This window comes from Phycisphaerales bacterium (assembly GCA_035627955.1).
GTDB lineage: Bacteria > Planctomycetota > Phycisphaerae > Phycisphaerales > UBA1924 > JAEYTB01.
The window spans coordinates 46,651-71,492 of the sequence record DASPKU010000021.1 but is presented as its reverse complement, the minus strand read 5'-3'; the positions used below and the strand labels follow the sequence as shown (position 1 = coordinate 71,492).

Here is a 24,842-nt window from a genome sequence, read left to right as displayed (position 1 = left end):
GTGAGGGATCGGCGTGCGGCAGCATCCAGTGTGCGTGCCCAGCGTGCATGTGCAAGCCGGTCTCAGCGATTGATCGTCCAGACGCTGATGTCGTCGGCGGTTCCGGGGTTTTTGTCCGCGCCGGCCGAGCCAAGCTGATAGGGCTGGTCAACGTCGGGGGCAGTGGACGCAGCCGTGGGGTTGTAGATGAGGGCGGTGCCCCAGCCGTCCGCCAGTTTTACGTTGTCCAGGTGCTTGGTGGTGATCAGCAGTTGCAGGTCCGGCGGGAAGGCGCTCTGCTCGAGGTGGTACGCCTTCAGCGCCGTCTGCACGTTCTTCAGCGTTGCCTCCGTCGCCCGCTTCTTGGCTCGCTCGCCCGAGCCCAGCACGTTGAACCCCACCACCGCCATAAGGATGCCCATGATCGCCACGACGAGCATCAGCTCCAGCAGCGAGAAGGCGCGGCGGCGTGTACGACGGGCGGTTGCATTCCGGACCATGTTCAATCTCCAGTCTTCTGCGTGTTCCACGGGGGTTGTTGGCCAGCCCCGCGGGTTTGTTCGTCGGTTTGCCCGCAGCAATCAGCCGCCCGCGGCCGCGGCGGACTTGATCAGCGGGATCATGATCACCAGCACCATGCTGCCGATGATGAGGAACATAAAGATGATCAGCACCGGCTCCAGGGCCGCCAGCGCCCGCGTGCTCTTGCGGTCCAGCTCCACGGCCATGTCCTCGGCCAGCGTGTCGAACGCCGACTCGAGGTCGCCCGAGCGCTCCGCCGCGATCAGCAGCCGACGCGTCGCCAGCGGCAGGGCGTCCACCGAATCGATCAGCACGCGCAGCACGCCGCCCTCGATCAGGCGCGTCCGCAGCAGGGTCAGCTGCTGCCGCAGGCGCGGGTGACCGATCGCCGTGGTGGCCACGCCCAGCGCATCCGCGAGCGTCACGCCCGAGCGGGTCATCGCGGCCATGACCGTGAAGAACCGGGCCGACTCCTGCGTCAGCACCACGTCCTTCAGCACCGGCGCCACGCGGGCAAACCGCATCGCGCCGCGGAAGATGTGAGCGCGCAGCCCGAACACCACCACAGTCAGCAGCGCCAGCACCAGCGCCACCCACGCGAAGTTCGCCCCCAGCGTGGTCCCCAGCCACACCATCTTCTGCGTGATCCACGGCACCTCCGTGCCCGAGGACGCCAGGGCCGCGCCGATGCGCGGCACGATCACCATCAGCATGAACCCCGACACCAGCACGCTGAGCGACAGCACGATGATCGGGTAGATCATCAATGTGCCGACCTTGCCGGTGATCGCCAGCTGCCGGCGCGTCGTGTGCGCCAGCTGCTTGGCCGCGCCCGCAAGATCGCCCGTCCGCTCCGCCGAGCGGTACACCGCGATCGTCACGCGGTCGAACACACCCACGGCCTCCGCGGCATCGGAGAAGCTCGAGCCCGCCGCCACCATCTCGCGCATCTTCTCCACGCGTGGGCGCGTCTTGGGCGCCACCGCCGTGGCCGTGACTTCCAGGGCCTCCACCAGCGGCACGGCCCGCGTCAAGAGCTGCGCGAGCTGCAGGTGCAGCTCCGCCTGATCCTTCAGCTTGACCTTGTCTTCCCCCCGCCCCGCCCACGCCGGCACCGTCCACGTCTTGAGGGCGACCAGCCGCTGCCGGCGGAGGTCCTCGGAGAGGTGACGCTGGCTGCGGGCCTTGCGCAGCCCGAGCGTGCGGCCCCCGTCGGGCTTGGCCGCGAGGTAGAGGTACTGGGATGGGGGAGAGGCCCTGCTCACGCCTGTCATTGGCGGGAAGTCTAGTGACTGTTCGGGGGGGCTTGGGAAGGGGAGCGGTTAAGGGGTCAGACTGCCCACAGGTGGGGCCGGGGCGGACGGGCGCAGGGTGGCAGGGCGGCCGGTAACCGTGACGTCGAGAAGTCTTCATCTCGCCCTACCCCCGCCGGAAGACCGTAGATTGCACCACCGGGCGGGGGGGTTACGATAATCAACGAGATGGACTACCGAGGCGTGTACCAGGATGGTGTCATCAAGCCCGATGGGGACGTGAGCTTCCCCAACGGGACGCCTATTGAGTTCCAGCCAGTGGTCGACTCGTCTCGTGAGGACGCTATCCGGCGCGCCGACCACCTGGCGAAGAACCCGCCGTCCTTGGATGAGCTTGCAAGGGAACAGGGCGTACGCCCGCTCCGATCATTAGACGAGATAGGCTCCGCCGAGCTCTTCGCAGACTTCGACGTCGATGAGTTCATCCGGTCGATCAAGGATCGTCGATGACCTCGCGCGTTGCGGTGGACACTGACGTGTTCTCCTACATGCTCAAGCAGGACACGCGCCGCGCGCGGTTTGAGCGGCACCTCGAAAGGGCTGAACCGGTCCTTTCCGCCATGGTGGTCGCCGAGCTCTACCGATGGGCGCTCATCCATAAGTGGGGCCCCCGCCGACAGCAAGCGCTCGAGGATGCCATCCGACGCCACATCGTGGTGCCGTTGACGCCAACGACCTCCCGGATCTGGGCAGACGTCTTCGTGGCACGTAACCGGATGGGCCGCCGAATCGGCGAGAGTGATTGCTGGATCGCGGCAACCGCGATTGAGTTCGGAATCCCGCTCGTCACCAATAACGAGCGCGACTTTGCCAACATTGCCAATCTGACGGTGCTCGGGCCCCACGGGGCTTAGCCGCAGCGCCGCAATCCTCCGGGAGTACCCTTCCCCCATGTCCGCCATCGAAATCCCCCTCTCCCGCCCCGACATCACCGACCTCGAGGAGCAGCTCGTCCTCAAGGTGCTCCGCTCCGGGCGCCTGGCCATGGGCCCGCTCACCGAGCAGTTTGAGACCCTCGTCGCCACCGCCGCGGACTGCCGCTACGGCGTCGCCGTGTCCTCGGGCACCTGCGGCCTGCACCTCGCGCTGCTGGCCCTCAACATCCGCCCGGGCGACGAGATCATCACCACGCCCTTTTCTTTCATCGCCTCGTCCAACGTCATCCTGATGGTCGGCGCCAAGCCTGTGTTCGTGGACATCTGCCCCAAGAGCCTCAACATGGACCCCAGGGCGCTCGAGGCCGCCATCACACCGCGCACCCGGGCCATTCTCGCGGTCGAGACCTTCGGCAACCCGATGCACATGGACCAGTACGCGGCCATCGCGGCCCGCCACGAGATCCCGCTCATCGAGGACTGCTGCGAGGCCCTGGGCGCCACCCACAAGCGCCGCCCCGCCGGCCACTTCGGGCGCGTCGGCGTCTTCGGCTTCTACCCCAATAAGCAGATCACCACCGGCGAGGGCGGCATGATCGTCACCGACGACCAGCGCCTCGCCGAGATGTGCCGCTCCCTCCGCAACCAGGGGCGCGCCCTGGGCTTCCGCGGCGGCGCGGGCGCGAGCGAGGCAACTGTCGGCGGCAAGCCCACCGGGTCCTGGCTCCACCACGAACGACTTGGTTACAACTACCGCATGAGCGAGGTCAACGCCGCCATCGGCGTCGGCCAGATGCGACGCCTGGACGAGATCATCGCCAAGCGCCAGAAGGTCGCGCAGATGTACATGGACCGCCTCGGCGGCCACCCCCACCTCATCCTCCCCACCGTCGACGAAGAGAGCGAGATGAGCTGGTTCGTCTACGTCGTCCGCCTTGAGCCCAGCTACACCGGCGAAGAGCGCGACCGCATCATCCGCGGCCTGCGCACCAACGACATCGGCGCCTCCGACTACTTCCCCTGCATCCACCTCCAGCCCTTTTACCAGGAGCAGTTCGGCTTCCGCCCCGGCATGTTCCCCATCGCCGAGAGCGTCAGCCAGCGCACCATCGCCCTGCCGTTCTTCAACGACATGACCGCCCGACAGGTCGACGCGGTCGCCAGCACGCTGGAGCTGCTGATCAAGAAGGAAAATCTGACCCGGGCGTGATGATCAACCGTGCCACCGAGATGTCCTCATCTCGGTGGTTCGACTCACCATCACCTCGGCGCCTTCGCGCTCCGCACCGCCCGTTCGAACGCCGCCACCGCCGCGCTCGCCGCCCGGTCCGCCCGCCGCACGATCGCCAGCCGGCGCGCCAGCCGCTCATCGCGGCACGTCAGCCCCTCGCCCTCGCGCAGCCCGAACCGCGACACGAACCCCACACCGATCCCCGCGGCCACCATCTGCTTGATCGACTCGATCGATCGCAGCTCCATCACCACGTTCAGCGACACCCCCGCGGCGGCGCTCGCGCGGTCGATCATCTCGCGCACCGCCGTGCCCGCCTCGAACGCCACCACGCCCTCGCCCGCGAGGTCCTGCCACTTGAACTGCCGCTTGCCCGCGAGCGCGTGCTTCGCCGGCACGATCAGCCGCAGCTCGTCCTCCACCAGCGGCACGACCACCAGCTCCCGCGCCACCGCCTGCTCCAGCGGCAGCGTGACAATCCCCAGGTCCAGCTCCCCGGCCAATACCGCCGTAGCTACCGCCCGCGACCCCGCCTCGCGCACGTAGAACCGCAGCCCCGGGTGCGCTGCCCGCACCGCGCTCACCACCCTTGGTAACAGGTACGTCGTCGCCGTCGCACCGCCACCCACGCGGATCGACCCGCGCTCCAGCCCAACCACCTCGCGCACCGCCCGCACGGCGCCCTCGGCCCGACGCACCGTGTCCTCCGCCGCCGCGAGGAACACCCGCCCCGCCTCCGTCAGCTCGACGCCGCGCCCCGTGCGGTGCAGCAGCTCCGCGCCTACCTCCGCCTCCAGCTTCCTCAGCGCCGCAGACAACGCCGGCTGCGTCACACCCAGCGCCCGCGCCGCTCGCGTCATGTGCCCGGCGGTCGCGATCGCGATGAAGTAGCGGAGCGGCGTCAGTTCCACGCGCGGAGACTACCCCAAAGAAAAACCCGCCGTTCACCGGCGGGTCTTCGATATTCGATGATGTCGCTCGCCTCAGGCCTTCGCCGTCTCAGCCCGCATCCACGCCGGCTGGTTCGCCTTCTCGTCGGCGGGCTTCACGTGCACCTTGCGGCCGCGGAAGATCACCGTGCCGTTGGCGACGGAGAACAGGGTGTCGTCCTTGCCGCGCATCACGTTGTAGCCCGCCATGAAGGGCGTGCCGACCTGACGCACGATGATCGAGCCCGGCTGAGCGACCTCGCCGCCGTAGAGCTTGATCCCGCGGTACTGCGGATTGGAGTCACGACCGTTCTTGGTTGAACCCTGGCCCTTTTTGTGTGCCATGACGAAGTACCTCTCAAAGCGGGCGTTCAGGGCCCGGAACTCTCTGGAATGGGAGGGAAGATTAGACGCCTGCCCCCGCCGAGTCGAGGCGCGGGCCGCGCATCAATCACCGTACAAGTGCCGCCCACCTTGGGGAAGGCCTAGGGGCAACCCGAGCACCCCAAGGAACTTACCGCATCACCCACCGCTTCTCGATCAGCTCAAACGGCTTGGAGCCCTGGTCACGTACCTCGCCCGTGGGCTGGTACTTCAGGCACAGGGTCTTCCGCAGGATCACCTTGGTGGTCTTGCCGGTCTTGGCGTCCTTGGTCTCGATGCTCTTGGTCTCGCCGCTGAACCCCGAGCCGTAGATCTCCATCTCGCTGAACCGCAGCGTGGTCGCCGGCCACACCACCAGCCCCTGCTTCTGGTTGCTCTCGCCCTGCAGCAGCGTGCCCACGATGCTGATCTGGTCCTGCAGGAACTGGTTGTCCAGCTTCTCAAGCAAGGCCTTGGTCACGGCCGCGGGCACGTCCCGCCCCGAGCGCACCACGTCCCCCTGGTCGTTGCACATCTCGAATGAGGGCGTGAACAGCATGTCCTTGCCCGTCGCGTTGGTTACCGTGTACGTGAAGTAAAAGTACCCCTTGGCGCCGTTGCCGTCATCAACGCTGGCGTACCGCAGCGCGCCCGGATCGACCGTCAGCTCCCACTTCTTCGGGATCGGGTCGGGCTCGGGGCCCATGCCGATGCTGGAACCCACCCCCACCAGGGCGGCGGCCGAGAGGGCCAGCAGGCCGGCGAGTTTGAAGAACGAGCGGCGGTTGGTGCGAGTCTTCATCGTGGGTTCCCAATAAGGCAAGCCGTCCAGTCTACTGGCGGATTCCGCCCCGTCAAACCGACGTACCGTTGCGCACCGTGAGCCGTTCGGTTCCAAATCCCGCCTCGGCTGGCCGCCCAATCGCGGTCAGGATATCCCCCGACCTGGCGCTCGCCGCCGCGGGACGCCTCGTCTCCCAAGCCTCTAATGACACCGAGGCCGCCGCACGACGCCTCGTTGCCTCCGCCCCGTCCCACGGCATCGACCTCTCCCTCATCTGGGCCACCCTCGACCAGCGCCGACGCGTCCGCCAGGCCTGCCTCGCCGTCCCCGGCGCCGGACGCACGGCCATGCTCTTCCTCAGCGAGCCGATGCCGGAGGGCGAGGACGCCGCCCAAGCCCTCGCCGAGCGCGTCGCCGTGCTCGATGCTGCCTGCGATCACCTGGGTCAGGAGCCCAGCCAGCGCGTGCACATCGCACAGGCCCTGCCCGACCCCACCGAGCCGTGGTTCGTGGACGCCCTCACCCACGCCCGCTTCACCATGGTCGGGCACCTCAGCTATCTCCGCCGCCCCGCCGGCCCAACGCCCCGCCCTGTCAAACCCTTCCAGACGCCCGAGGGCGTCACCCTCACCCGCGTCAGCGACCTCCCCAAGTCCAAGGTCGACGCCGCCCTCGTGGCCGCCATGGACCGCTCCTACGTCGACACTCTCGACTGCCCCGAGCTCTGCGGCCTGCGCGAGACCAGGGACATCCTCGCCTCCCACAAGGACACCGGGAAGTTCGACCCCCACACGTGGTGGCTGGTCACCTATCAGGGCGAGCCGCACGGCTGCGCCCTCTTCAGCGCCGTCCCCGACGCCGCGTCCGCCGAGCTGGTCTACCTGGGCCTCTCCCCGGAGATCCGTGGCAAGGGCCTGGGAAAGCACCTCTTGCTGCAGGGCATTGAGGAGCTCCGCCGCAGGCACGCGACATGGCCGATGACCTTGGCCGTGGACCGCCGCAACGCCCCGGCGCTCCGCCTGTACGGGGCACTTGGCTTCAGGAGTTTCGGTGAGCGGATCGCGTTCGTGCGGCCCGTCCGGGGACTTGCGCGCTGACCTCGCATGAGAGTTTTCTCAGAGGCAGTTTGCACACTCTTTATCCACGCTGAACACTCCACGCCCCGTGTGTAAGATTTTTTTCACTGCACTAAGTCATTGCGCCGCACATGCCAGAAAGCGACAACGGCGTGGGACACGCGTGTGAGTGAAGGTCCGGGGCGTTGAAGACCCGCGCGGGTTCGCTTACCTTCCGCCCCGCACCAGACGCCGCAGCGACGCGACGGCTGGGGGATTCAGAAGGCCATGGACTGGCCGTTCGTCCGACCCGCGCACGGGGACCTCACACCCGTCGCACCCCGACATCTCCGTTGGGCCCGACTTCACCGTTGGGAGAGTGACCCGCACACGCGGGCCGCTGTGACTGCGCGTCGACGGAACCGTGAAAGGACTCTCCAACCAGGTTGGTATGTGCCGGGCGCAGGCGCGATCGCATGGACACGATCGCGCCCACGGTCATCCCTCGCGCCGAGGGTGGCCACCGGTTCAAGGAATCGTCCGTGGTGGTGAGCCTGATGGAGCCGGGCATGACGATGATGAGCACGCGTGTGGATGGTGGAGCGGCGGCGGCGGAGATCAGCAGCGAGGCGGAGCACAAGGAGACGACGACGGCGCAGCGGGTGCTGGAGCGGCTGGAAGCCGACCTGGGCCACGACAAAATGCAGCGCTACTTCAGCGGGCAGACCCGCTTCACCATGATCGGCGACCGCCTCGACGTCACCGTCGCCAACAACCTGCTCGCCCGCATGCTCAGCAGCCAGTTCGGCGAGCACATCAAGCGTGCCGCGGCCGCCGTCCCCGGGGCCACCCCCGTCGAGGTCCACTTCACCGTCGACCGTGCCGCCTTCGGCGCCCAGCCCGCCCCCGCCCCGACGCCCGCGTCGCTCCGCGCCAGCCAGCGCCACCGCCCCGCCCCCAAGCCCGTGGGCCGCTACCGCTTCGAGAACTTCGTGGTCGGCGCCGCCAACAAGCTCGCTCACGCCGCGTGCCTCCGCCTCGCGGAGGAGGCCGCCCCCGCCGCCCCGCTCTTCCTGCACGGCAGCTGCGGCCTGGGCAAGACGCACCTGCTGCAGGCCACGGTCACCCGCTTCCTGGAGCGCCGCCCCACCGCCAACGTCAAGTACACCACCGCCGAGGCCTTCACCAACGAGTTCATCACCGCCGTCCGCACCGGAAAGGTCGACGCCTTCCGCAAGGCCTACCGCAAGGTGGACCTGCTCTGCATCGACGACGTGCACTTCCTCTCCAACAAGGACGCCACCCAGACCGAGCTGCTGCACACCTTCGACGCCATCGGCCTGGACGGCGCCCGCGTGGTGCTCGCCAGCGACGAGCACCCCCGCGAGATCAAGAAGCTCAGTGACAAGCTGGTCTCTCGCTTCATGGCGGGGGCGGTGGTCAAGATCGACACCCCCGACGCCGAGCTCCGCACCAGCCTCATCCGCCACCTCGCCGCCGAGCGGAGCATGAAGCTCGACGACGCCTCGGTGAAGCTGCTGTGCGACCGCAGCGCCCGCTCCATCGGCAGCCTCGGCGGCTTCGGCGGCTCGGTCCGCGAGCTCGAGGGCCTGCTCATCCAGATCGAGGCCATCCACCGCCTGCTGCCCGACGCCACGCCCAACCACGGCGAGATCAGCCTCGGCCTGGTCCGCCGCGCCCTGGGCCTCAACGCCGCCGACGAGCCCAAGACGGACGGCCCCGCCCCCGCCCTCCGCCCCCGCCGCCCCATCGCGGCCCAGACCATCATCGCCGAGGTGTGCCGCGCCCTCAACGTCGAGCTCAACGACTTCATGGGCAAGGGCCGCCACCCCCGCGTGGTGCTGGCCCGCTCGGTCACCAGCTTCGTCTGCCGCAAGCTGACCACGCTGTCCTTCCCCGAGATCGCCCGCGCCATGGGCCGCGGCAACCACTCCACCGTCATCACCGCCCACCGGCGCGTGGAGCGCGACATCGCCAAGAAGGACCCTATCCCCGCCGAGCTCGTCCCCAACCACGCCGGCAGCACCCTGATGGAGCTGATCGACGCCCTCAGCAGGCAGATCGTCCGCCACGCCGCGGGCCTGTGACCCGCTGAGCGCAACGACACGTCTACCCGTGCCACCGAGATGCCCTCATCTCGGTGGCTTTTTTTTGCGTGCCATGGCGACGGCTCTGCGTCGCTATGTGCCTTTCGCGTTGACCACAGGACCGCGAGTCACCGCGGTCGCGTTCGCAACGAGCCCCGAACGAAGTGAGCGGACCGAGTCTTCCCAAGCGCAGGGTTCAACCCAGAACCCGTCACTGCGTTCCGGGCTCGTTCCCAACGTTCACCGTGTTCCCACCGCCGTCCCGCACTCCGGGCAGGCTGCCGCGTGGCTCGCAAGCCCGCGGCGGTCATAGCCGCACTTGGGGCAGCGGCCCCTGCGCTGCCGCGATCGCCGCCGCGCGAAGCGCACGCCCTCCACCACCCCCAGCACCACGCCCGCCGCGAGCAGGGTGTCCAAGGCGAAACCGAGGGGGAGGACCTGGGTCGGGAGTGGCTGCGGCCACCCATCACGCCACCAGACGAAGGCGCCGTCAACTATCAACTGGAGCCCGGCGGGCTGCGCAACAACAGCGCGCCGCATCGCCATCGCCCGCAACGGAAGTCCAACTGCAACAGACTCGGTGTAGTCACTGTCGGGGAACGCGCCGACCCACCGCGGCGGCTCGACGTGCCGACGCTCGCCGCCCATCCCCCTGGGGAGTGCGAGGCGCCACTCCTCACCCAAAATTGTCCTTCGGCGGCTTCCCCAACGGATCACTCTGTCCTCCAGCGTGACGCTGACGGCCGCGGTCCGTCCCGGCTCAACGCCCCGCACCGCGGACCACCAGCACACCGCCCACGTGACCACCGCGCCCGCGAGCAGGCACAGCGCGACCTTGACGGTGCACCGCTTCTTCACGCCTTCCCCCCGCACTCCGGGCACGCCGCGTCGCTCGCGAGCCCGGCGCGGTCATATCCGCACACGGGGCAGTGGCCAGGCCGCCGCCCCCACCCACGGACCACGCCACGGGAAGTGAACGTCAAGAAGAGCACGGCGCTCGTCAGCAGTGTGTTGGTGACAAAGCCCAGCGGCAGGACCTGGATCGGCAAGCGCCGCCCGATGGGTCCCCTCCAGAGCCAGGGCGCCTCCGGTGAGTCCCACTCCTCAGTGGGCCAGGGGCCCTGCGGGGTCCGGCGCAGGGCACGCATGGAGCGGAGAGGCCACCCGCAGTCCCTCGCGAGCATCGTGCAGGGGAATGAGCCGTCCAATCGACCGTTGTCAGGGCCGACGGAGTCATGCTCGGTGATCCCGGGGCCCTTTGATGTGAACTGCGCGGCGGGCTTCGCAGGCCAGCCCGCCGGTGCAGGAGACGGCCACTCGAATGGACGCCCCTGCGTTGATCGACGCAGCACGCCCCCAACTGGAAGCTCGCAGTAGATGGCACACCCCCACGCCACCGCCCACGTGATCACCGCGCCCGCGAGCAGGCACGCGGCGATCTTGAGGCTCCAGCGTTTCAGGCGCGGCGGTCGCTGCATCACCGCAGCGTACTTCGCGATCGGTATCGCTGGTGGCAGGGCTCGCCGCCCTGCCCGACCCGCCCGGACGCAAGCGTGGCCGGGATGCCACCGCTGATACCGGCGCTCGCCGGGTGGTGCGCCGCCAGCCGCCGAGCCACCAGAACGGCCCGGGAGAGCCCGAGAGGCCCGGCCTGAGGGCCTCTCGGATGCGCGACGCCGGAAGCTCAAAGGACCCCACCCGCCCGGGGCACGCGCCCCCTTTTTCTCCATTGATCCCCCAAACCGCCCTCCAACAATGTGGCAGACTGAGTTCCCGTCCCTTCCACCCGGAACCATCCATGACCACGCTGTCCCCTACCACCTCCAAGGGCCCCGTCGTTGTCCCCGCCCCCACCCGCACCATGCGGGCCCTGGTCAAGCACCACGCCGGGCCGGAGCTGAAGTTTGACGGGCAGCGGCCGCGCCCCACGCTGGGGCCGCGCGACGTGCTCATCCGCGTGAAGAAGGCGGGCATCTGCGGCACCGACCGCCACATCTGGGAGTGGGACCAGTGGGCCGCGGGCCGCATCCCCGTGGGCATCGTCACCGGGCACGAGTTCGTGGGCATCATCGAGGAGGTCGGCGCGGCCGTGACCCGCTACCAGCCGGGCCTGCGCGTCTCGGCCGAGGGGCACATCACCGCGGGCGTGGACTTCAACAGCCGCACCGGCAACGCCCACATCGCCAGCGACACCCGAATCGTGGGCATCGACCGCGACGGCTGCTTCGCCGAGTACGTCGTCGTCCCCGAGGAGAACGTGTGGCCCGTGCACCCGAGCATCCCCGACAAGGTCGCGGCCGTGCTCGACCCGCTGGGCAACGCCGTGCACACCGTGATGGCCGCCAACGTCTCGGCCAAGAGCGTGCTGGTCAGCGGCACGGGCATCATCGGGCTGATGGCGGTGACGGTGGCCAAGGCCGCGGGGGCCTCGCGGATCTTTGCGACGGATATCAACCCGCCGCGCCTGGAGCTGGCCCGCAAGCTGGGCGCGGTCGAGGCCTTCGATGTCCGCAAGGGCGACGGCTTCATCCAGGAGATCAAGAAGGCCACCCGCGGCGAGGGCGTGGACGTGCTGCTGGAAATGTCCGGCGCCCCCTCCGCCTTCGACCAGGGTTTCAGGGCCCTCCGCAACGGCGGCACCGCCGCAATCCTGGGGATCCCCAGCAAGCCGATCACGTGGAACATCACCGAGCACGTGGTGTTCAAGGGCGCGACGGTGCTGGGCATCAACGGCCGCAAGATGTTCGAGACCTGGTACCAGATGGAGGAGCTGCTCCTGAGCGGCCGCCTCGAGTTGGACGACATCATCACCCACGAGTTCCCGCTGGAGAAGTTCCAGGAAGCCTTCCGCACGATGATCTCGGGGGAGGGGATCAAGGTGGTGCTGGATATCGGGGGGTGAGCTCAGATCGCCTTCGCAGCAGCCACACCGCGATTAGTGAGTCGCCACATTCCCCACCCCACCGATTCGACAAGTCCTTCCTTCACGAGCTCTTGGCGGGCCCAGAGTGCCTTGTTGACCCACCTCTGAACGCTTTTGTTGCTCGGCAGCGGCTCCAGATCTACCGGAGTGAGCTTGGGCGCGACCTGGGGCCGCATGAACTCGATCACGTCCTTGGCCCGGGCCTGGTAGTTTCCTTGAGCTAACAGAAAGCGCAGAATCAGAGGCCGATAAAGAGTTGTCCGGCTCACTTTCCCCCGGTTGCGACGTCGTGAGCTTGCCGTAGGTGTTGGGCGAGGCCGCAGTTCAAGCGGTGGATCCATCCACAGTGCGGCCTGGAAAGCGCGTCGAAGCACGTCGCTGAACGACTCTCCCCAAACGCCACGCTCCCTGACCACCTTGAGGATGTCGTCGTCGATTTCCACGTTCAGAGGCATGCATTAATTCCTTGGACAATAGACTGATTGTACCACAAACCGACAGTAAACGCCAGAGGCATTTACAGATTGTTTTTAGGCCCAAGTAGTGGCCGCGAGGTGGCAATCCGGGGTTGAAGGAGGTCAACGGCGCGCAGCCACAACCGATAACGGTTGTATTTGAAAATACAACTCCCGTTGGTTGTCGTTCGCCGATACTGTTCGTGATGAAGAGCGGTGACCATATTGCGGTATCGGCTGACCTCGTCGGGTCACGGCTTGCCGCCGACCGCCACGCCCTGATGTCGTTGATTGAGTCCACGCTCGAATCGCTGGGCCGTTCTTATCGGCGAGAAATGCTTGCGATACCGGTCCTCACCCGAGGTCTCGACGAGTTTTCGGCGGTGTTCAAGACGCCCAAGCCGCTCTTTGACTTCATGGTTCAACTCAACGAATCGTTGTGGCCTGCACGCTTCCGGTTGGGCGTGGGTATAGGAAGGATCGACCTCGCGGAAGAATCAGGGAACGCTGGGAAAATGGACGGACCCGCTTTTCACCTCGCGGCCGAAGCGCTGAGTGTCGCAAGCCGGAGCGGCTCGGCGCTGGTCATCCGCGCCCCTGATGCTGATCAAATCGACCTCATGGCCATCGAAGCACTCGCGCGGGCGCACTCTGCGATCGTCGAAGACTGGACTCCCGGGGTCGCGAAGGTCATCCCAAGTGTTCGCGCTGCTGGAACACAGGAGGCGGTCGCGCGTCTGTTGAATATCCGCCAGCAGGCAGTATCCAAAGCCGTCCGGCGGGCCAGACTGGACGTACTCGTCCAACTTGAAGGGGCCGGACGCGCACTCGTTTGTTCAAGGCTCTGAGCACATCCCGGCTGCCCGAAGTATCGTTCCTCACATGAGCCAGAAGATCACCGACCTCTTCCCAGTCGCCACGGGACTTGATCCGTGGTGGCAGCTCATCGTCCTCGGTGGGGCCCTCCTCTTTACGTTCGGTTTGAGCGAAGCCGTGATGAGGACCTACATCAGCTGGCTCGAGCAGCACGGCGGTCAACCCGGGCGACGGGACATGACCAACGGCAGCACAACCGACGCGGGAGGCGTGGGAGTTGTGATCGGGAAGTGCGAGAACCTGATCGTGTTCTCACTCGTCTGTCTGGGCCAGTACGAAGCCCTCGGCCTCGTGCTTGCCGCAAAGTCCATCGCCCGGATGCAGGACATGAAATCCAACCCTTCGTACTACCTCGCAGGCACGCTCCTCAACTTCGTTTGCTCCCTTGTCGGCGGTTTGATCGCGCGCGCCCTCGTGCTGGGCTTCTGACCCCGTCCGGACCTCACCCTACCCTCCGCCCGTGTTCGAACTCTCCGTCCAAGCCGAGTTCTCCGCCGCCCACGCCATCCTCCTCCAGGGCCAGCGCGAGATCGTCCACGGCCACAACTGGCACGTCACGGCCACCATCACCGGCTCACAGCTCGACCACGAAGGGCTCCTCTGCGACTTCCACCTGGTTGAGCGGGCGCTCGGTGAAGTTATCGGGCCGTACCATAACAACGACCTCAACCGCCTCCCGCCGTTTGTCGATGTGAACCCCACGGCCGAGAACGTGGCCCGGCACATCGCCGATGCCCTCGCCGCCCGGCTCGACCCGCAGCTGGCCCCCAACGCCGGCGTCGCGAGCGTGCGGGTGACCGAGGCCCCCGGCTGCGCCATCACCTACTGGACGCCCTGGGGCCGCAAGTCCCGGGTCCAGTAGCCCAAGAAGGACCTTCCCGCGGGCCCTCCGCGGCCCCGCCCATGACGACCACAAGCACCAGCAACCCGCTCCGCACCCGCGAGATCCCCGACGACCAGCGGTTCTTCAACCGCGATCTCTCCTGGCTTGAGTTCAACCGGCGCGTGCTCGCGCAAGCCGCCGACGAGTCCATGCCGCTGCTCGAGCGCGTCCGCTTCCTCGCGATCTTCACCAGCAACCTCGACGAGTTCTTCATGAAGCGCGTGGGCCTCGTGAAGCGCCAGATCTGGGCGGGCCTGGACACCCTCAGCCCCGACGGCCTCACCCCCCGCCAGCAGCTCGCCCACATCCGCGAGAGCGTCGCCGACCTCACCCAGCAGCAGGCGAAGATCTACAACGAGAGCGTGCTGCCCGCCCTCACCAGAGCCGACATCCACATCCTCTCCTACGCAGAGCTCTCAGGCAAGGACCGGGCCTGGGTCGACGACTGGTACAAGCAGAACATCTTCCCCGCCCTCACGCCCCTCGCCGTTGACCCCACCCACAAGTTCCCCTTCATCAGCAACCTCTCCGAGAACCTCGCGATCGTGGCGCACACCGCCCGCCCCGGCGAGCAGCCCGTGCCCGCGGCGCGGCGCGGCGCCAACGGGCGCGCCAACGCGAACAACCGCCCGCTGGAGCGCAACCCCGACAACCTCTTCGCCCGCCTCAAGTTCCCCCCCACTATCCAGCACTTCATCCCAGTGCCGGGCCGCGGGCGCAGCGCCGACAAGGCTCTCCGTTTCGTCGTTCTCCAGGACCTGATCCGCAACAACCTCGACGACCTCTTCGCGGGCATGGCCATCGACCAGCAGGTCACCTTCCGGGTCACCCGCTCCGCCGGCATCCAGAAGGACGACCTCGACACCGCCAACCTGCTCCAGTCCATCGAGGCCGACCTCAAGCAGCGCCGGTTCGCCCGCGTCGTCCGCATGGAGATCGAGCCCGACGCCCCGCCGCAGCTGCTCCGCTGGCTCCAGGACAAGCTCAGCCTCGACAACTCCGACGTCTACGAGCGCCCCAGCAACGTGGACTTCCTCGCCCTGCTCGAGCTCGCCGACCTCGACCGCCCCGACCTCAAGCACAAGCCGTGGAAGGGCGTCGTCCCCTACCGCCTCAAGCCCACCGTCCTGTCCAGCAGCAGCGAGAAGGCCTCGGCCGCGTTCTTCGCCGCCATCCGCAAGCAGGACATCATCTTCCACCACCCCTACGAGAGCTTCAACGCCTCCGTCGAGCGCTTCATCGCCGCGGCCGCGAGCGACCCCGACGTCCTCACCATCAAGCAGACGCTCTACCGCACCACCCCTGACTCACCCTTTATCGAGAACCTCGTCCGCGCCGCCGAGAACGGCAAGCAGGTCGCGTGTCTGGTTGAGCTCCGCGCCCGCTTCGACGAGGGCCGCAACGTCCGCTTCGCCCGCCAGCTCGAGAAGGCCGGCGTCCACGTCGCCTACGGCGTCGCCGGCCTCAAGACCCACTGCAAGACCAGCCTCGTCGTCCGCAAGGAGCGCCACGGCCTGCGCTGCTACGCGCACTTCGGCACCGGCAACTACCACCCCAAGACTGCCCAGCTCTACACAGACCTGGGCATCCTGACCAGCGACCCCGAGCTCACCCACGACCTCGTCAACCTCTTCAACTTCCTCACCGGCCTGGTCGCCACGCAGAGCTACTCCTCGCTCCTGGTCGCCCCCTTCAACATGCGGGCCAAGTTCAACGCGATGATCGACCGCGAGATGGAGTTTGCCCGTCGCGGCAAGCCCGCCCGCATCATCGCCAAGATCAACTCCCTCGAAGACCGCGACGTCACCGAGCGCCTCTACGCCGCCAGCCAGGCGGGCGTGCACATCACCCTCATCTGCCGCGGCTTCTGCTGCCTGCGCCCGGGCGTGCCCGGCCTTTCCGACAACATCCGCGTCATCTCCGTCGTCGGCCGCTTCCTCGAGCACTCCCGCATCTTCCACTTCGCCGCGGGGCAGGAAGACCCCTGCGACGGCGACTGGTTCATCGCCTCCGCCGACTGGATGTACCGCAACCTCAGCAACCGCGTTGAGGTCGGCGTCCCCGTGCACGACCGCTCCGCCCGCGAGCGCCTCAACCGCATCATCAACGTCCACCTCGCCGACCAGCGCTGCGCCTGGGACCTCACCCCAACCGGCGACTACACCCGCCGCACGCCATCGAACCTCGTGACCCCCGACTCCCCCGAGGCCATCGGCACCTTCGAGACCCTGATGCGCGACGCCACCACCGGCGGCGAGCTCTAGTCCGCATCTACGATCGGCCCGCATGGGCCCGCTCTCTCGATCAGCACGCTGGTGGCTCGCGGGCGTCGTGCTGGCGTTCATCCTCGGCGCGCTCGCCTGGCCCCTGATCGGCGACCGCTTCGCCGACCGCCACCTCGACCTCTCCCTCACCGCCCGCGGCGATGGTCCGCTCGAGCTCCAATGGCTGCACGCCGGCGGCCGCAACGGCTGCTGGATCGACCTCAAGGACCAGCTCCTGCGGCAGACACCCACGCCCGAGGGGGGCCGCGCGCTCCGCATTACGCAGTGGCTGCCGTCCTACAAGGTGGACGAGCTTGGGGTAAGGGCCGATCAGAGCACGCGCGTAGAGGTCGTGAAGGCGACTGTGCGCCCGCGCGTGCTGGGCGTGCGGCTGCCCTCGCGCGATGTGACCTCAGAATCGAAGGACCGGCTGCTCCCGCTGCCGCCATTGTGGCGCGAGACGCTCTGGCCCGGAGCCGTCCTCACCGGCGCCGGCGCTGCCGCGCTGACTCTCCTCGCGTGGCTCATCACTGTCGAGCTCCTCAGGCTCGAAGCCTGGCGCGCATGCCGCGAGGCAAACCAACCAGACCCTCACGCGCACCCACGGGCCCGCGGCTGGACCATCGCCACGATTGCCGTATCAGTCACCGCCCCCGCCCTCATGGGCCTCTGGGCCCCCATGTTCCTCCTCGCCGACTCCACCGCCTACCTCTGGTTCGTCCACGACTTTCTGAAGAACCCGACGCTCAACCACTTCGACGGCTGGCGACTCCCCGGCTACGCGCTCTTCATTGCCCCCCTTGTCGCGTGGACAACCGACTACGCCACATGGGTTGGCATCGCCCACGCCGCGCTCGGCGCTCTCACGTCCCTGCTCGTCCTCGCCATGCTCCGCCCCCGCCTCCGCGCCCCCTGGCCCCAGCTCGCGGCCATGCTGGTCGCCATCGACCCGCTGCTCCTCGCCTGGCAGCGCGTCGTCATGACCGAGACGCTCTCCACCTTGCTCATCACCCTCGCCGCGTGGTTGTTCCTGAAGATGACCGACGATGCCGCCGCGCCGGCCCTCGACAACTCGATCCACACACCAACTCGCCCCCGCTCCTGGCAGCCGCTCCTTCTCGCCATCCCCGTGGGCCTTGTCTGCGGCTACTCCTGCACCGTCCGCGGCAACAACCAGATCATCCCCGTCATCCTCGCCGTCGGCGCCCTCTGGATGGCCCTCAAGTTCCGACGCCCCGCCCTCATCCCCGCGGCGGCCGCGATCCTCGTTGGCGCCGCGGTCGTCGTCTGGCCCCTCATCCGCCTCAACCAGATCAACCACAACCAGACGCGCCTCTCCGTCGCCGTCGACTTCCCCAAGGCGGTGTTCGCGTGGGACATGGCCCTCGTCGACTGGAACCAGTCCGGCCTGCTCACCTTCTCCGAGTTCCAGGAGATGCGCAACGAGCTCCGCACCTCCCCTGTCACAAGCTGGGACGTCATGGACTGGATCGGCTACACCCGCTCCGTCCCCGTCCCCGCCAACGCCTCCAACTGGATGCGCCGTGAGATCCGCACAGGAGCCCTCGCACGCGAGGCCCGCGCCCGGCGCGGCGGCACGTTCACACTCCGCCAGCTCCAGAGCGTCGTCATTCTCCTGGGCATCCCGCTGCCCGAGCCCCACTACGCCATGAGCAGCACCATGGGCGTCTTCCGCCAGCTCCGCGGCAAGCCCAACGAGAGCACCCCCACCAACCTCGACTTCGACGCCGCCCGCCTCCCCCCCGACATCCGCGCCCTCGTTGAGCGCAGCGTGCGCGATGTGTCATGGATGGAGGGCCACCCCGGCGCCCGCGCCTTCGGCACGTACTTCAAAGCCTGCCTCTGGGTCCGCGCCGTCATCGCCGTGGCCTTCATCGCAAGCCTCGCCCGCCTGCTCCTCACCCGCCGCCACGCCATGGCCACCCTCGGCCTCCTCGTCCTCGCGAACGCCGTCGCCATCCCGCTGCTCACCTACGGCTGCGAGTACCGCTTCGCCGCACCGTTCGTGCCGCTCACGATCGTCGTCGCCCTCTACGGCCTGCTCGCGCCCGCCCGCACCCGCGCGGCGCTGCCCGCATGAAAACGCTTCAATCCCGCCCCACAGGCGCACTCCGCCCGCGCCCGGCCTCACCCCGCGCCACCTACTATCCCGACCCGCGATCACAGCGGAGTGAGAGGAACCAAGCATGCCCGCGACGCCGACCACCGACATCCGCTCCATCCTGGGCTCCGAGGCCGACCAGCTCCTCCGCTACGAGTGCAAGGTGGCCCGCAGCACCCTCCAGCTCCCCGGCCCCGACTTTGTCGACCGCGTGATCGCCCCCACCGACCGCCCGCTCCAGGTCCTCCGCTCCTTCAATCAGATCCTCAACACCGGCCGCCTCGCGGGCACCGGCTACGTGTCCATCCTCCCCGTCGACCAGGGCGTGGAGCATTCCGCCGGCGCGAGCTTCGCCCCCAACCCAGCCTACTTTGACCCCGAGAACATCGTGAAGCTCGCCATCGAGGGCGGCTGCAACGCCGTGGCCTCCACCTTCGGCGTGCTGGGCGCCGTCGCCCGCAAGTACGCCCACAAGATCCCCTTCCTCGTCAAGTTCAACCACAACGAGATCCTCTCCTACCCCAACACCTACGACCAGACGCTCTACGGCTCCGTCCGTCAGGCCTACGAGATGGGCGCCGCGGCCGTGGGCGCCACCATCTACTTCGGCTCGCCCGAGTCGCGCCGCCAGATCCAGGAAGTCGCCGCGATGTTCGAAGAGGCCCACAGCCTCGGCATGGTCACCGTCCTCTGGTGCTACCTCCGCAGCAACGCCTTCAAGGTGAAGGGCGCGGACGGCAAGTCGATCGACTACCACACCTCCGCGGACCTGACCGGCCAGGCCAACCACCTCGGCGTCACCATCAACGCCGACATCATCAAGCAGAAGCTGCCCACCAATAACGGCGGCTACGCGGCCCTCAACATGGGCGGCAGCAGCTACGGCAAGTTCGACAAGCGCGTCTACACCGACCTCTCCGGCTCCGACGAGAACGGCGGCGGCGGCAACCTCATCGACTTCTGCCGCTACCAGGTCCTCAACTGCTACAACGGCCGCATCGGCCTCATCAACTCCGGCGGCGAGAGCAAGGGCGCCAGCGACACCCAGGACGCCATCAAGACCGCCGTCATCAACAAGCGCGCCGGCGGTATGGGCCTCATCTCCGGCCGCAAGGCCTTCCAGCGCCCCATGAAGGAAGGCGTCCAGCTCCTCAACGCCATCCAGGACGTGTACCTGGACAAGAGCGTGACGGTGGCCTGAAAGTAGGTTTTTGTTTGCGTGTATGGACGAAAGTCGTCCATGGTGGTTGAATTTCATCCACTTGTTGGTGGAAATTCGTCCACCGGATGGTTGAAAATCATCCACCGGTTGGACGATAATCGTCCACGTGCTCACACGCCACCTTCAAACTGCCTTGGCGGAATCACTTGCCGACAGACCAGTGGTCCTGCTCCAGGGAGCACGCCAGACCGGCAAGTCCACGCTTGCCCGCTCTGCCGATCCCGCCGCCGAGTACCTCACGCTGGACGACGCCGACGTGCTCGCCTCGGCCACGGCCGATCCCCAAGGCTTCATCCGCTCCCGCAAGGGCCCGGCAGTGCTGGACGAGGTGCAGCGCCTCCCCGAACTCTTCCGTGCCATCAAGCTCGAAGTCGACCGCGACCGCCGTCCCGGCCGCTTCCTGCTCACAGGGTCAGCCAATGTCATGCTCGTCCCCCGGGCGTCTGAGTCCCTCGCGGGCCGCATGGAGATCCTCACCCTCTTCCCCTTGTCTCAAGGCGAGCTCGCCGGCACCCGCGAACAGTTCATCGATGCCGCGTTCGGGCCGGCCCCCCTGCCCAGCGGGAGCGCCACCGACCTCGCGCCACCCATCCTTGCCGGCGGCTACCCCGAAGTCGCAACCGCACTCAAACCAGAGCGGCGCGGGCCATGGTTTACCTCCTACATCTCAGCCGTGCTCCAGCGGGACATCCGCGACATGGCCGCGATCGAAGATGTAACCGCCCTCCCGCGCCTCCTCGCTCTCCTCGCGAGCCGCACCGCAGGGCTCCTGAACTACGCGGACCTCGCGCGGTCTCTGGCCATCCCACAGACCACGCTCAAGCGGTACTTCGCCCTTCTGGAAGCCTCTTTCCTTGTGCATGTGCTCCAGCCATGGTGGACCAACAAAGGCCTGCGGCTGGCAAAGGCGCCGAAGGTCTATCTCAATGACACGGGCCTTGCCTGCCACCTCATGGGAGTCACCGCCGAGAACTTTCTCGCTCCTCAGACCCCGTACGGCGCTCTGCTCGAGAACTTTGTCGCCGTCGAGCTCATGAAGCAGTCCTCGTGGAGCCGTGTCCAGCCTGCCCTTCACCACTTCCGGACCCACTCAGGCCAAGAGGTCGATCTCGTTCTCGAGAGCCGAGACGGCCGCCTGGTGGGCATTGAAGTGAAGGCCACCCGAAGCGTGTCACCCGCCGACTTCCGCGGCCTCGCCACCCTCAAAGAAGCCGCAGGCAAACGCTTCCACCGCGGGATCATCCTTTACGGCGGAGAACACACGCTCCCCTTCGGCGACAACCTCGTCGCCGCGCCGCACTCCGCACTTTGGGCGTCATGACGGTCCCAACGCTCCCGCTGCCACCTCACCGCGCCGTCGTCGCACTCGGATCAATCGCCGCCCCCGCATCCGCCGGCAGCACAACCCTGAACGTGCACCCGCGCCCCTCCACCGACTCCAGCATGATTCGCCCGCCGTGCTCTTCCACCACGCGCTTCGCCACCGCCAGCCCCAGGCCCGTGCCCCGCGCGCCCTTGGTCGTGGCGAACGGCTCGAACACCCACGGCTGCTTGCTCGCAGGGATCCCCGGCCCGTTGTCGATGATCGCGATCTCCACCTCCGGGTGCCGCTTGTCCTTTCCGCCCCCCGTCGCCCGGTACACGGTTCGCACCGTCACCGCCCCCGCCCCCGGCTCCACCGCCTCCACGGCGTTGCTCAACAGGTTCATCAGCGCCTGATGGATCAGCGGCGCATCCAGCGGGATCGGCGGCATCTCCGGGTCCGTGTCCACGATCAACGCGATCTGCCGCGCCGCGCACTGGGACTCCAACACCTGCGCACAGTCCTCGATCAGCGGCGCCAGCCGATTCAGGCTCGTCTCCACCCGCCGCTGACGCGAGAACGCCAGCATGTTCATCGTGAGCGAGATGATGCGGTCCAGGTTCCGCTTCTGGATCGCCCACCCGCCCTTGGCGATCTTCAGGTCATTCTTGTTCAGCCCCATCTCGACGACGTCCGCCCCGCCGCGCAGCCCCTGCAGGATGTTCTTGATCGCGTGCGACAGCGTCGCCACCGTCTCGCCGATGGCCGCGAGCCGCTCGGCCTGCAGCTTCTGCTGGTACAGCTCCGCATTGCTCAGGGCCAGCCCCGCGTGCTGCCCGATCGCGTTCATCAGCGCCAGCTGCTCCTGCGTGAACGTGTAGTTCGCCACCGAGCTGTCGATGTAGATCGCCCCGTACGTCCGCTCGCGGAAGCGGATCGGCGAGCAGATCGCCGAGCGGATGTTCAGCCGCTGCACGCTGTCCCCGCTGGCGAACCGCGGGTCCGTCATCGCGTTGGTGCACAGCACGCCGTCGCCCTTCTCCAGTGCATGGTGCAGGATCGTGCGGCTCACGTGGATCTTCGCGTCGTCCGGGTCCAGCGGCGTCTCCTTGTACTTCACCACCTCGGCCGTCGCCGGCTGCCCGGCGCCCGCCGTCAGCATGATGCACCCGCGCTGCGGGTGGAACTCCGCGAAGATCAGGTCCATCACCCCCTGCAGCAGCTGCTGCCGGTCCATCACCCGCGTGGTCAGCATCGTCGTGAGGCGGTAGATGATCCGCAGGTGGTCGATCGCCGCGGCCCGTGGCTCCGGCTCCGCCAGAATGATGCTGTCCTCGTTCGTCCCCCCCACGATCGGCACGCTCGGCAGCGTGCGGTCGATCGAGGCGTCCACGCGCTTCGGCCCCACCACCCGCACCGCCGACAGGTCGCGGCTCTCCACCTGCCCGAACACGAACAGCGTCTGCCCCGTGCGGATCTGGTCCCCCGGCCGCAGCCGCGTCCGCTCGCCGATCTTCGTCCCGTTGACGTACGTCCCGTTCTGGCTCTCCAGGTCGCGGATGTACCACACCCCGTCGTCGGGCGTCAGCTCCGCGTGCCGGCGCGACACCGCGTTGTCATCGATCGGCAACGCCTCGCTCGAACGCCCGATCAGCTGCGGCTCGTGGTCCGGCAGCTCGAACTTCCGCCCCTTGTCCGGCCCCTGTATGACGGTGAGGATGAGCACGAACCATGGTACGTGCGGGCCCCCACGCGGCTGCACGCCGCCTCAAGCTCCAGAGAAAAACGCCCGGGACAGCCCGGGCGTGTCGGCATCTTCTTGATAGAGATCTTCAGCGCCGCCGCCGCGCCACCACCAGCCCGCCACCCACCAGCAGCGCCACCCCTGCCGGTGACGGCACCGCCTGCAACCTGAACGTCCCCGCCGCCAGGTTCATGTTCACTGTCCGCCCGTCGATCTCGGTCCCGAACGTGTGCGACGGCGTCGAGAACGCCAGCCCGCCCGCCGACAGCGGCTGCGGTTCGAACCCGAACACCGACAGCTCGAACGCCGTCGCCGCGGCGTCCACCGGCGCGCCCTCGAAGTGCGTCCAGTCCACCGACATGATCAGGTCGCTGCGGAACCCGCCGCCCTCGGGGCGTGTCTGGGCGAACAGCACCTCGCACCTGAGGCTCAGCGGCCTGCCCAGCGAGTCCGTGGTCGAGAATGAGAACGGCGCCGAGTACAGGTAGTTGAACTCGCTGTTCTCGCCAGGCCCGATCTCCTCGATGGTGATCAGGTTGCTCACCTGCGAGAGGTTGAACGGCGAGACCGACGGCCCGCGCTGGATGTTCCCCGACGTCTCGAACACGTGCGGGATCACCAGCGTCCGCGCCGAGGCCTCGGCGCCCAGCACGCAGGCGCACGCGCACACCACAACAGCAGCGTTCTTCATGTCTGTCTCTCCTCGGCCGCGGGGCGGACCGCGAGCCGACACCAGTGTCGTTCTTATGACGCTCCTGTCAAGCTCAAGATCGCACGCCACGCACCGCCATCCGCGCAGGTTCGCACGCTGGTAGGTGAACACCCGCTTCCACTGACGCATGCCCCCGCGTTACGCTACAGCAGGAGTCCCAATGCACACGCTGCCGCCACACCTCAACGACGCGCTCCGCGACGAGCTCGCGCCCGGCGAGAAGCTGCTGTGGGCGGCGCAGCCGCTGCCCGGCGGCTTCGCCCGCTCCATGATCCCGCTCTCGCTTTTCGCCGTTCCCTTCCTCGGCTTCGCCATCTTCTGGACGGTCATGGCCTCCAAGGGCGCCTCCGCCGTCAACGGCGCGCCCGGCGGTCCGGGTGCCGCGGCCTGGGCCTTCCCCCTCTTCGGCATCCCCTTCATCCTCGTCGGCGCCTGCATGCTCCTCTCGCCCTTCTACGGCGTCATCAAGGCCGGCCGCACCGTCTATGCCATCACCGACCAGGGCGCACTGCTCATTGAGGGCTCCTTCTTCGGCGCCCGCACCGTCACCCGCTACCCGCCCTCACGCCTCGAAAACATCACCCGCCGTGAACGCGGCGACGGCTCGGGCGACCTCATCTTCGCACACGAGCTCTACGAGCGCCCCAAAAACCGCGGCCTCGCCACCCGCCCCATCGGCTTCCTCAGCATCCCCACCGTCCGCGACGCCGAGCGCGTGCTGCGGGAGGTCATCGAGTCCGCCGCCGATCACCAGATGCGCTGAACGCCGTACGCATCCAACTGCGGATCCCTGCTCACGATCGGCACGCTCTCTACGAGCGCCTGCGCGACCAGCATGCGGTCGAAGGGGTCACGATGGTGGAAGGGCATCGATTCGACCGCCGAGAGGTGCGCCAGCTCAATCCCAAGCAACTGGAACCCATATAGGGCGAGCGCCTCTCGAACGTACCTCTCGATGGGGCCCTCGAAATCCAGCTTCTGAGTGCTGAGCTTGATTGCCATCTCCCAGCAGCACGCAATGCTGACGAGTACCTGATTGTCATTGGACAGCAGCACCTCACGGCATGCCTTCGATTCCTCGGGCGCCCCGGCGACGTGCCAGACGAATGCATGGGTATCGAGCAGGACCTTCAACCTGAGTACTCCCCGAACTCCTGAAGTGGAGCATCAAAGTCGGAG

Annotated in this window: 25 protein-coding genes; 14 read left to right on the top strand and 11 right to left on the bottom strand. The window is 67.7% G+C overall.

Translation table 11 applies throughout. The features are described from left to right. Nucleotides 1-62: 62 nt before the first annotated feature. The gene (locus VD997_16690; GenBank protein HYE63631.1) at nt 63-479 is read right to left on the bottom strand and encodes a type II secretion system protein; all 417 of its coding nucleotides are present in this window, start codon (nt 477-479) and stop codon (nt 63-65) included. Between the two features lie 81 nt (nt 480-560). Further along, nucleotides 561-1,775 (bottom strand): type II secretion system F family protein, encoded by a 1,215-nt coding sequence (locus VD997_16685; GenBank protein ID HYE63630.1) that lies wholly within the window; start codon nt 1,773-1,775, stop codon nt 561-563. A gap of 207 nt (nt 1,776-1,982) precedes the next feature. On the opposite strand from VD997_16685, the gene VD997_16680 reads away from it, so the two are divergent. From VD997_16680 to VD997_16670, 3 genes are read left to right on the top strand one after another with little or no spacing between them, the layout of a single operon-like run. Next, nucleotides 1,983-2,264: a hypothetical protein gene (locus tag VD997_16680; protein HYE63629.1), complete on the top strand. Its 282-nt coding sequence runs from the start codon at nt 1,983-1,985 to the stop codon at nt 2,262-2,264. Further along, on the top strand, nt 2,261-2,668 hold the full coding sequence (locus VD997_16675) for a PIN domain-containing protein (GenBank protein HYE63628.1): 408 nt from the start codon (nt 2,261-2,263) through the stop codon (nt 2,666-2,668). The genes VD997_16680 and VD997_16675 overlap by 4 nt, the downstream gene beginning before the upstream one ends. A gap of 37 nt (nt 2,669-2,705) precedes the next feature. Beyond that, a complete protein-coding gene (locus VD997_16670) occupies nt 2,706-3,899 on the top strand; it encodes a DegT/DnrJ/EryC1/StrS family aminotransferase (protein HYE63627.1) in 1,194 nt (397 codons plus the stop codon). 50 nt (nt 3,900-3,949) lie between these two features. Here VD997_16670 and VD997_16665 read toward each other — a convergent pair whose 3' ends face one another. The 3 genes from VD997_16665 to VD997_16655 form a co-directional block, all read right to left on the bottom strand. Further along, nucleotides 3,950-4,831, bottom strand: coding sequence for a LysR substrate-binding domain-containing protein (locus tag VD997_16665; GenBank protein HYE63626.1), 882 nt, complete (start codon nt 4,829-4,831; stop codon nt 3,950-3,952). 72 nt (nt 4,832-4,903) lie between these two features. Next, entirely contained in the window at nt 4,904-5,194 is a 291-nt protein-coding gene (locus tag VD997_16660) for a bL27 family ribosomal protein (protein HYE63625.1), read from the bottom strand. Nucleotides 5,195-5,363: 169 nt separating this feature from the next. Continuing rightward, complete coding sequence (locus VD997_16655) at nt 5,364-6,014, bottom strand: hypothetical protein (GenBank protein ID HYE63624.1); 651 nt, start codon at nt 6,012-6,014, stop codon at nt 5,364-5,366. Between the two features lie 77 nt (nt 6,015-6,091). On the opposite strand from VD997_16655, the gene VD997_16650 reads away from it, so the two are divergent. Both VD997_16650 and VD997_16645 read left to right on the top strand, forming a co-directional pair. Next, nucleotides 6,092-7,093: a GNAT family N-acetyltransferase gene (locus VD997_16650; GenBank protein HYE63623.1), complete on the top strand. Its 1,002-nt coding sequence runs from the start codon at nt 6,092-6,094 to the stop codon at nt 7,091-7,093. A 434-nt stretch (nt 7,094-7,527) separates the two neighbouring features. Further along, a complete protein-coding gene (locus VD997_16645; GenBank protein ID HYE63622.1) occupies nt 7,528-9,159 on the top strand; it encodes a DnaA/Hda family protein in 1,632 nt (543 codons plus the stop codon). A gap of 240 nt (nt 9,160-9,399) precedes the next feature. On the opposite strand, the gene VD997_16640 is transcribed toward VD997_16645, so the two are convergent. Continuing rightward, entirely contained in the window at nt 9,400-10,017 is a 618-nt protein-coding gene (locus VD997_16640) for a hypothetical protein (GenBank protein ID HYE63621.1), read from the bottom strand. Beyond that, a complete protein-coding gene (locus VD997_16635) occupies nt 10,014-10,637 on the bottom strand; it encodes a hypothetical protein (protein HYE63620.1) in 624 nt (207 codons plus the stop codon). The genes VD997_16640 and VD997_16635 overlap by 4 nt, the downstream gene beginning before the upstream one ends. A gap of 320 nt (nt 10,638-10,957) precedes the next feature. Between VD997_16635 and tdh the strand changes: the two genes are divergently transcribed. Then, on the top strand, nt 10,958-12,061 hold the full coding sequence (gene tdh, locus VD997_16630) for an L-threonine 3-dehydrogenase (protein HYE63619.1): 1,104 nt from the start codon (nt 10,958-10,960) through the stop codon (nt 12,059-12,061). A gap of 2 nt (nt 12,062-12,063) precedes the next feature. Here the strand turns inward: tdh and VD997_16625 are convergent, their stop codons facing one another. After that, nucleotides 12,064-12,537 (bottom strand): winged helix-turn-helix domain-containing protein, encoded by a 474-nt coding sequence (locus VD997_16625; protein HYE63618.1) that lies wholly within the window; start codon nt 12,535-12,537, stop codon nt 12,064-12,066. A gap of 113 nt (nt 12,538-12,650) precedes the next feature. Here VD997_16625 and VD997_16620 point away from each other — a divergent pair, with 113 nt between their 5' ends. The 7 genes from VD997_16620 (at nt 12,651) to VD997_16590 (ending at nt 21,225) form a co-directional block, all read left to right on the top strand. Then, nucleotides 12,651-13,385 carry a SatD family protein gene (locus VD997_16620; protein ID HYE63617.1) on the top strand — a complete coding sequence of 245 codons (735 nt, stop codon included), beginning with the start codon at nt 12,651-12,653 and terminating at the stop codon, nt 13,383-13,385. 34 nt (nt 13,386-13,419) lie between these two features. Then, a complete protein-coding gene (locus VD997_16615) occupies nt 13,420-13,842 on the top strand; it encodes a hypothetical protein (protein ID HYE63616.1) in 423 nt (140 codons plus the stop codon). Between the two features lie 31 nt (nt 13,843-13,873). Further along, nucleotides 13,874-14,275 (top strand): 6-carboxytetrahydropterin synthase, encoded by a 402-nt coding sequence (locus tag VD997_16610; GenBank protein HYE63615.1) that lies wholly within the window; start codon nt 13,874-13,876, stop codon nt 14,273-14,275. Nucleotides 14,276-14,316: 41 nt separating this feature from the next. After that, nucleotides 14,317-16,560, top strand: coding sequence for a polyphosphate kinase 1 (ppk1, locus tag VD997_16605; GenBank protein HYE63614.1), 2,244 nt, complete (start codon nt 14,317-14,319; stop codon nt 16,558-16,560). A gap of 22 nt (nt 16,561-16,582) precedes the next feature. Beyond that, nucleotides 16,583-18,661 (top strand): hypothetical protein, encoded by a 2,079-nt coding sequence (locus VD997_16600; protein HYE63613.1) that lies wholly within the window; start codon nt 16,583-16,585, stop codon nt 18,659-18,661. A gap of 106 nt (nt 18,662-18,767) precedes the next feature. Then, complete coding sequence (locus VD997_16595; protein HYE63612.1) at nt 18,768-19,883, top strand: class I fructose-bisphosphate aldolase; 1,116 nt, start codon at nt 18,768-18,770, stop codon at nt 19,881-19,883. A 127-nt stretch (nt 19,884-20,010) separates the two neighbouring features. Beyond that, a complete protein-coding gene (locus tag VD997_16590) occupies nt 20,011-21,225 on the top strand; it encodes an ATP-binding protein (GenBank protein HYE63611.1) in 1,215 nt (404 codons plus the stop codon). Between the two features lie 25 nt (nt 21,226-21,250). Here VD997_16590 and VD997_16585 read toward each other — a convergent pair whose 3' ends face one another. Continuing rightward, entirely contained in the window at nt 21,251-22,933 is a 1,683-nt protein-coding gene (locus VD997_16585) for an ATP-binding protein (GenBank protein ID HYE63610.1), read from the bottom strand. A 106-nt stretch (nt 22,934-23,039) separates the two neighbouring features. Then, nucleotides 23,040-23,642, bottom strand: a complete 603-nt coding sequence (locus VD997_16580; GenBank protein HYE63609.1) for a hypothetical protein — start codon at nt 23,640-23,642, stop codon at nt 23,040-23,042. A gap of 181 nt (nt 23,643-23,823) precedes the next feature. On the opposite strand from VD997_16580, the gene VD997_16575 reads away from it, so the two are divergent. After that, nucleotides 23,824-24,426, top strand: a complete 603-nt coding sequence (locus VD997_16575; GenBank protein ID HYE63608.1) for a hypothetical protein — start codon at nt 23,824-23,826, stop codon at nt 24,424-24,426. Here VD997_16575 and VD997_16570 read toward each other — a convergent pair. After that, nucleotides 24,411-24,797 (bottom strand): type II toxin-antitoxin system VapC family toxin, encoded by a 387-nt coding sequence (locus tag VD997_16570; GenBank protein ID HYE63607.1) that lies wholly within the window; start codon nt 24,795-24,797, stop codon nt 24,411-24,413. The genes VD997_16575 and VD997_16570 overlap by 16 nt on opposite strands. Nucleotides 24,798-24,842 lie beyond the last annotated feature (45 nt).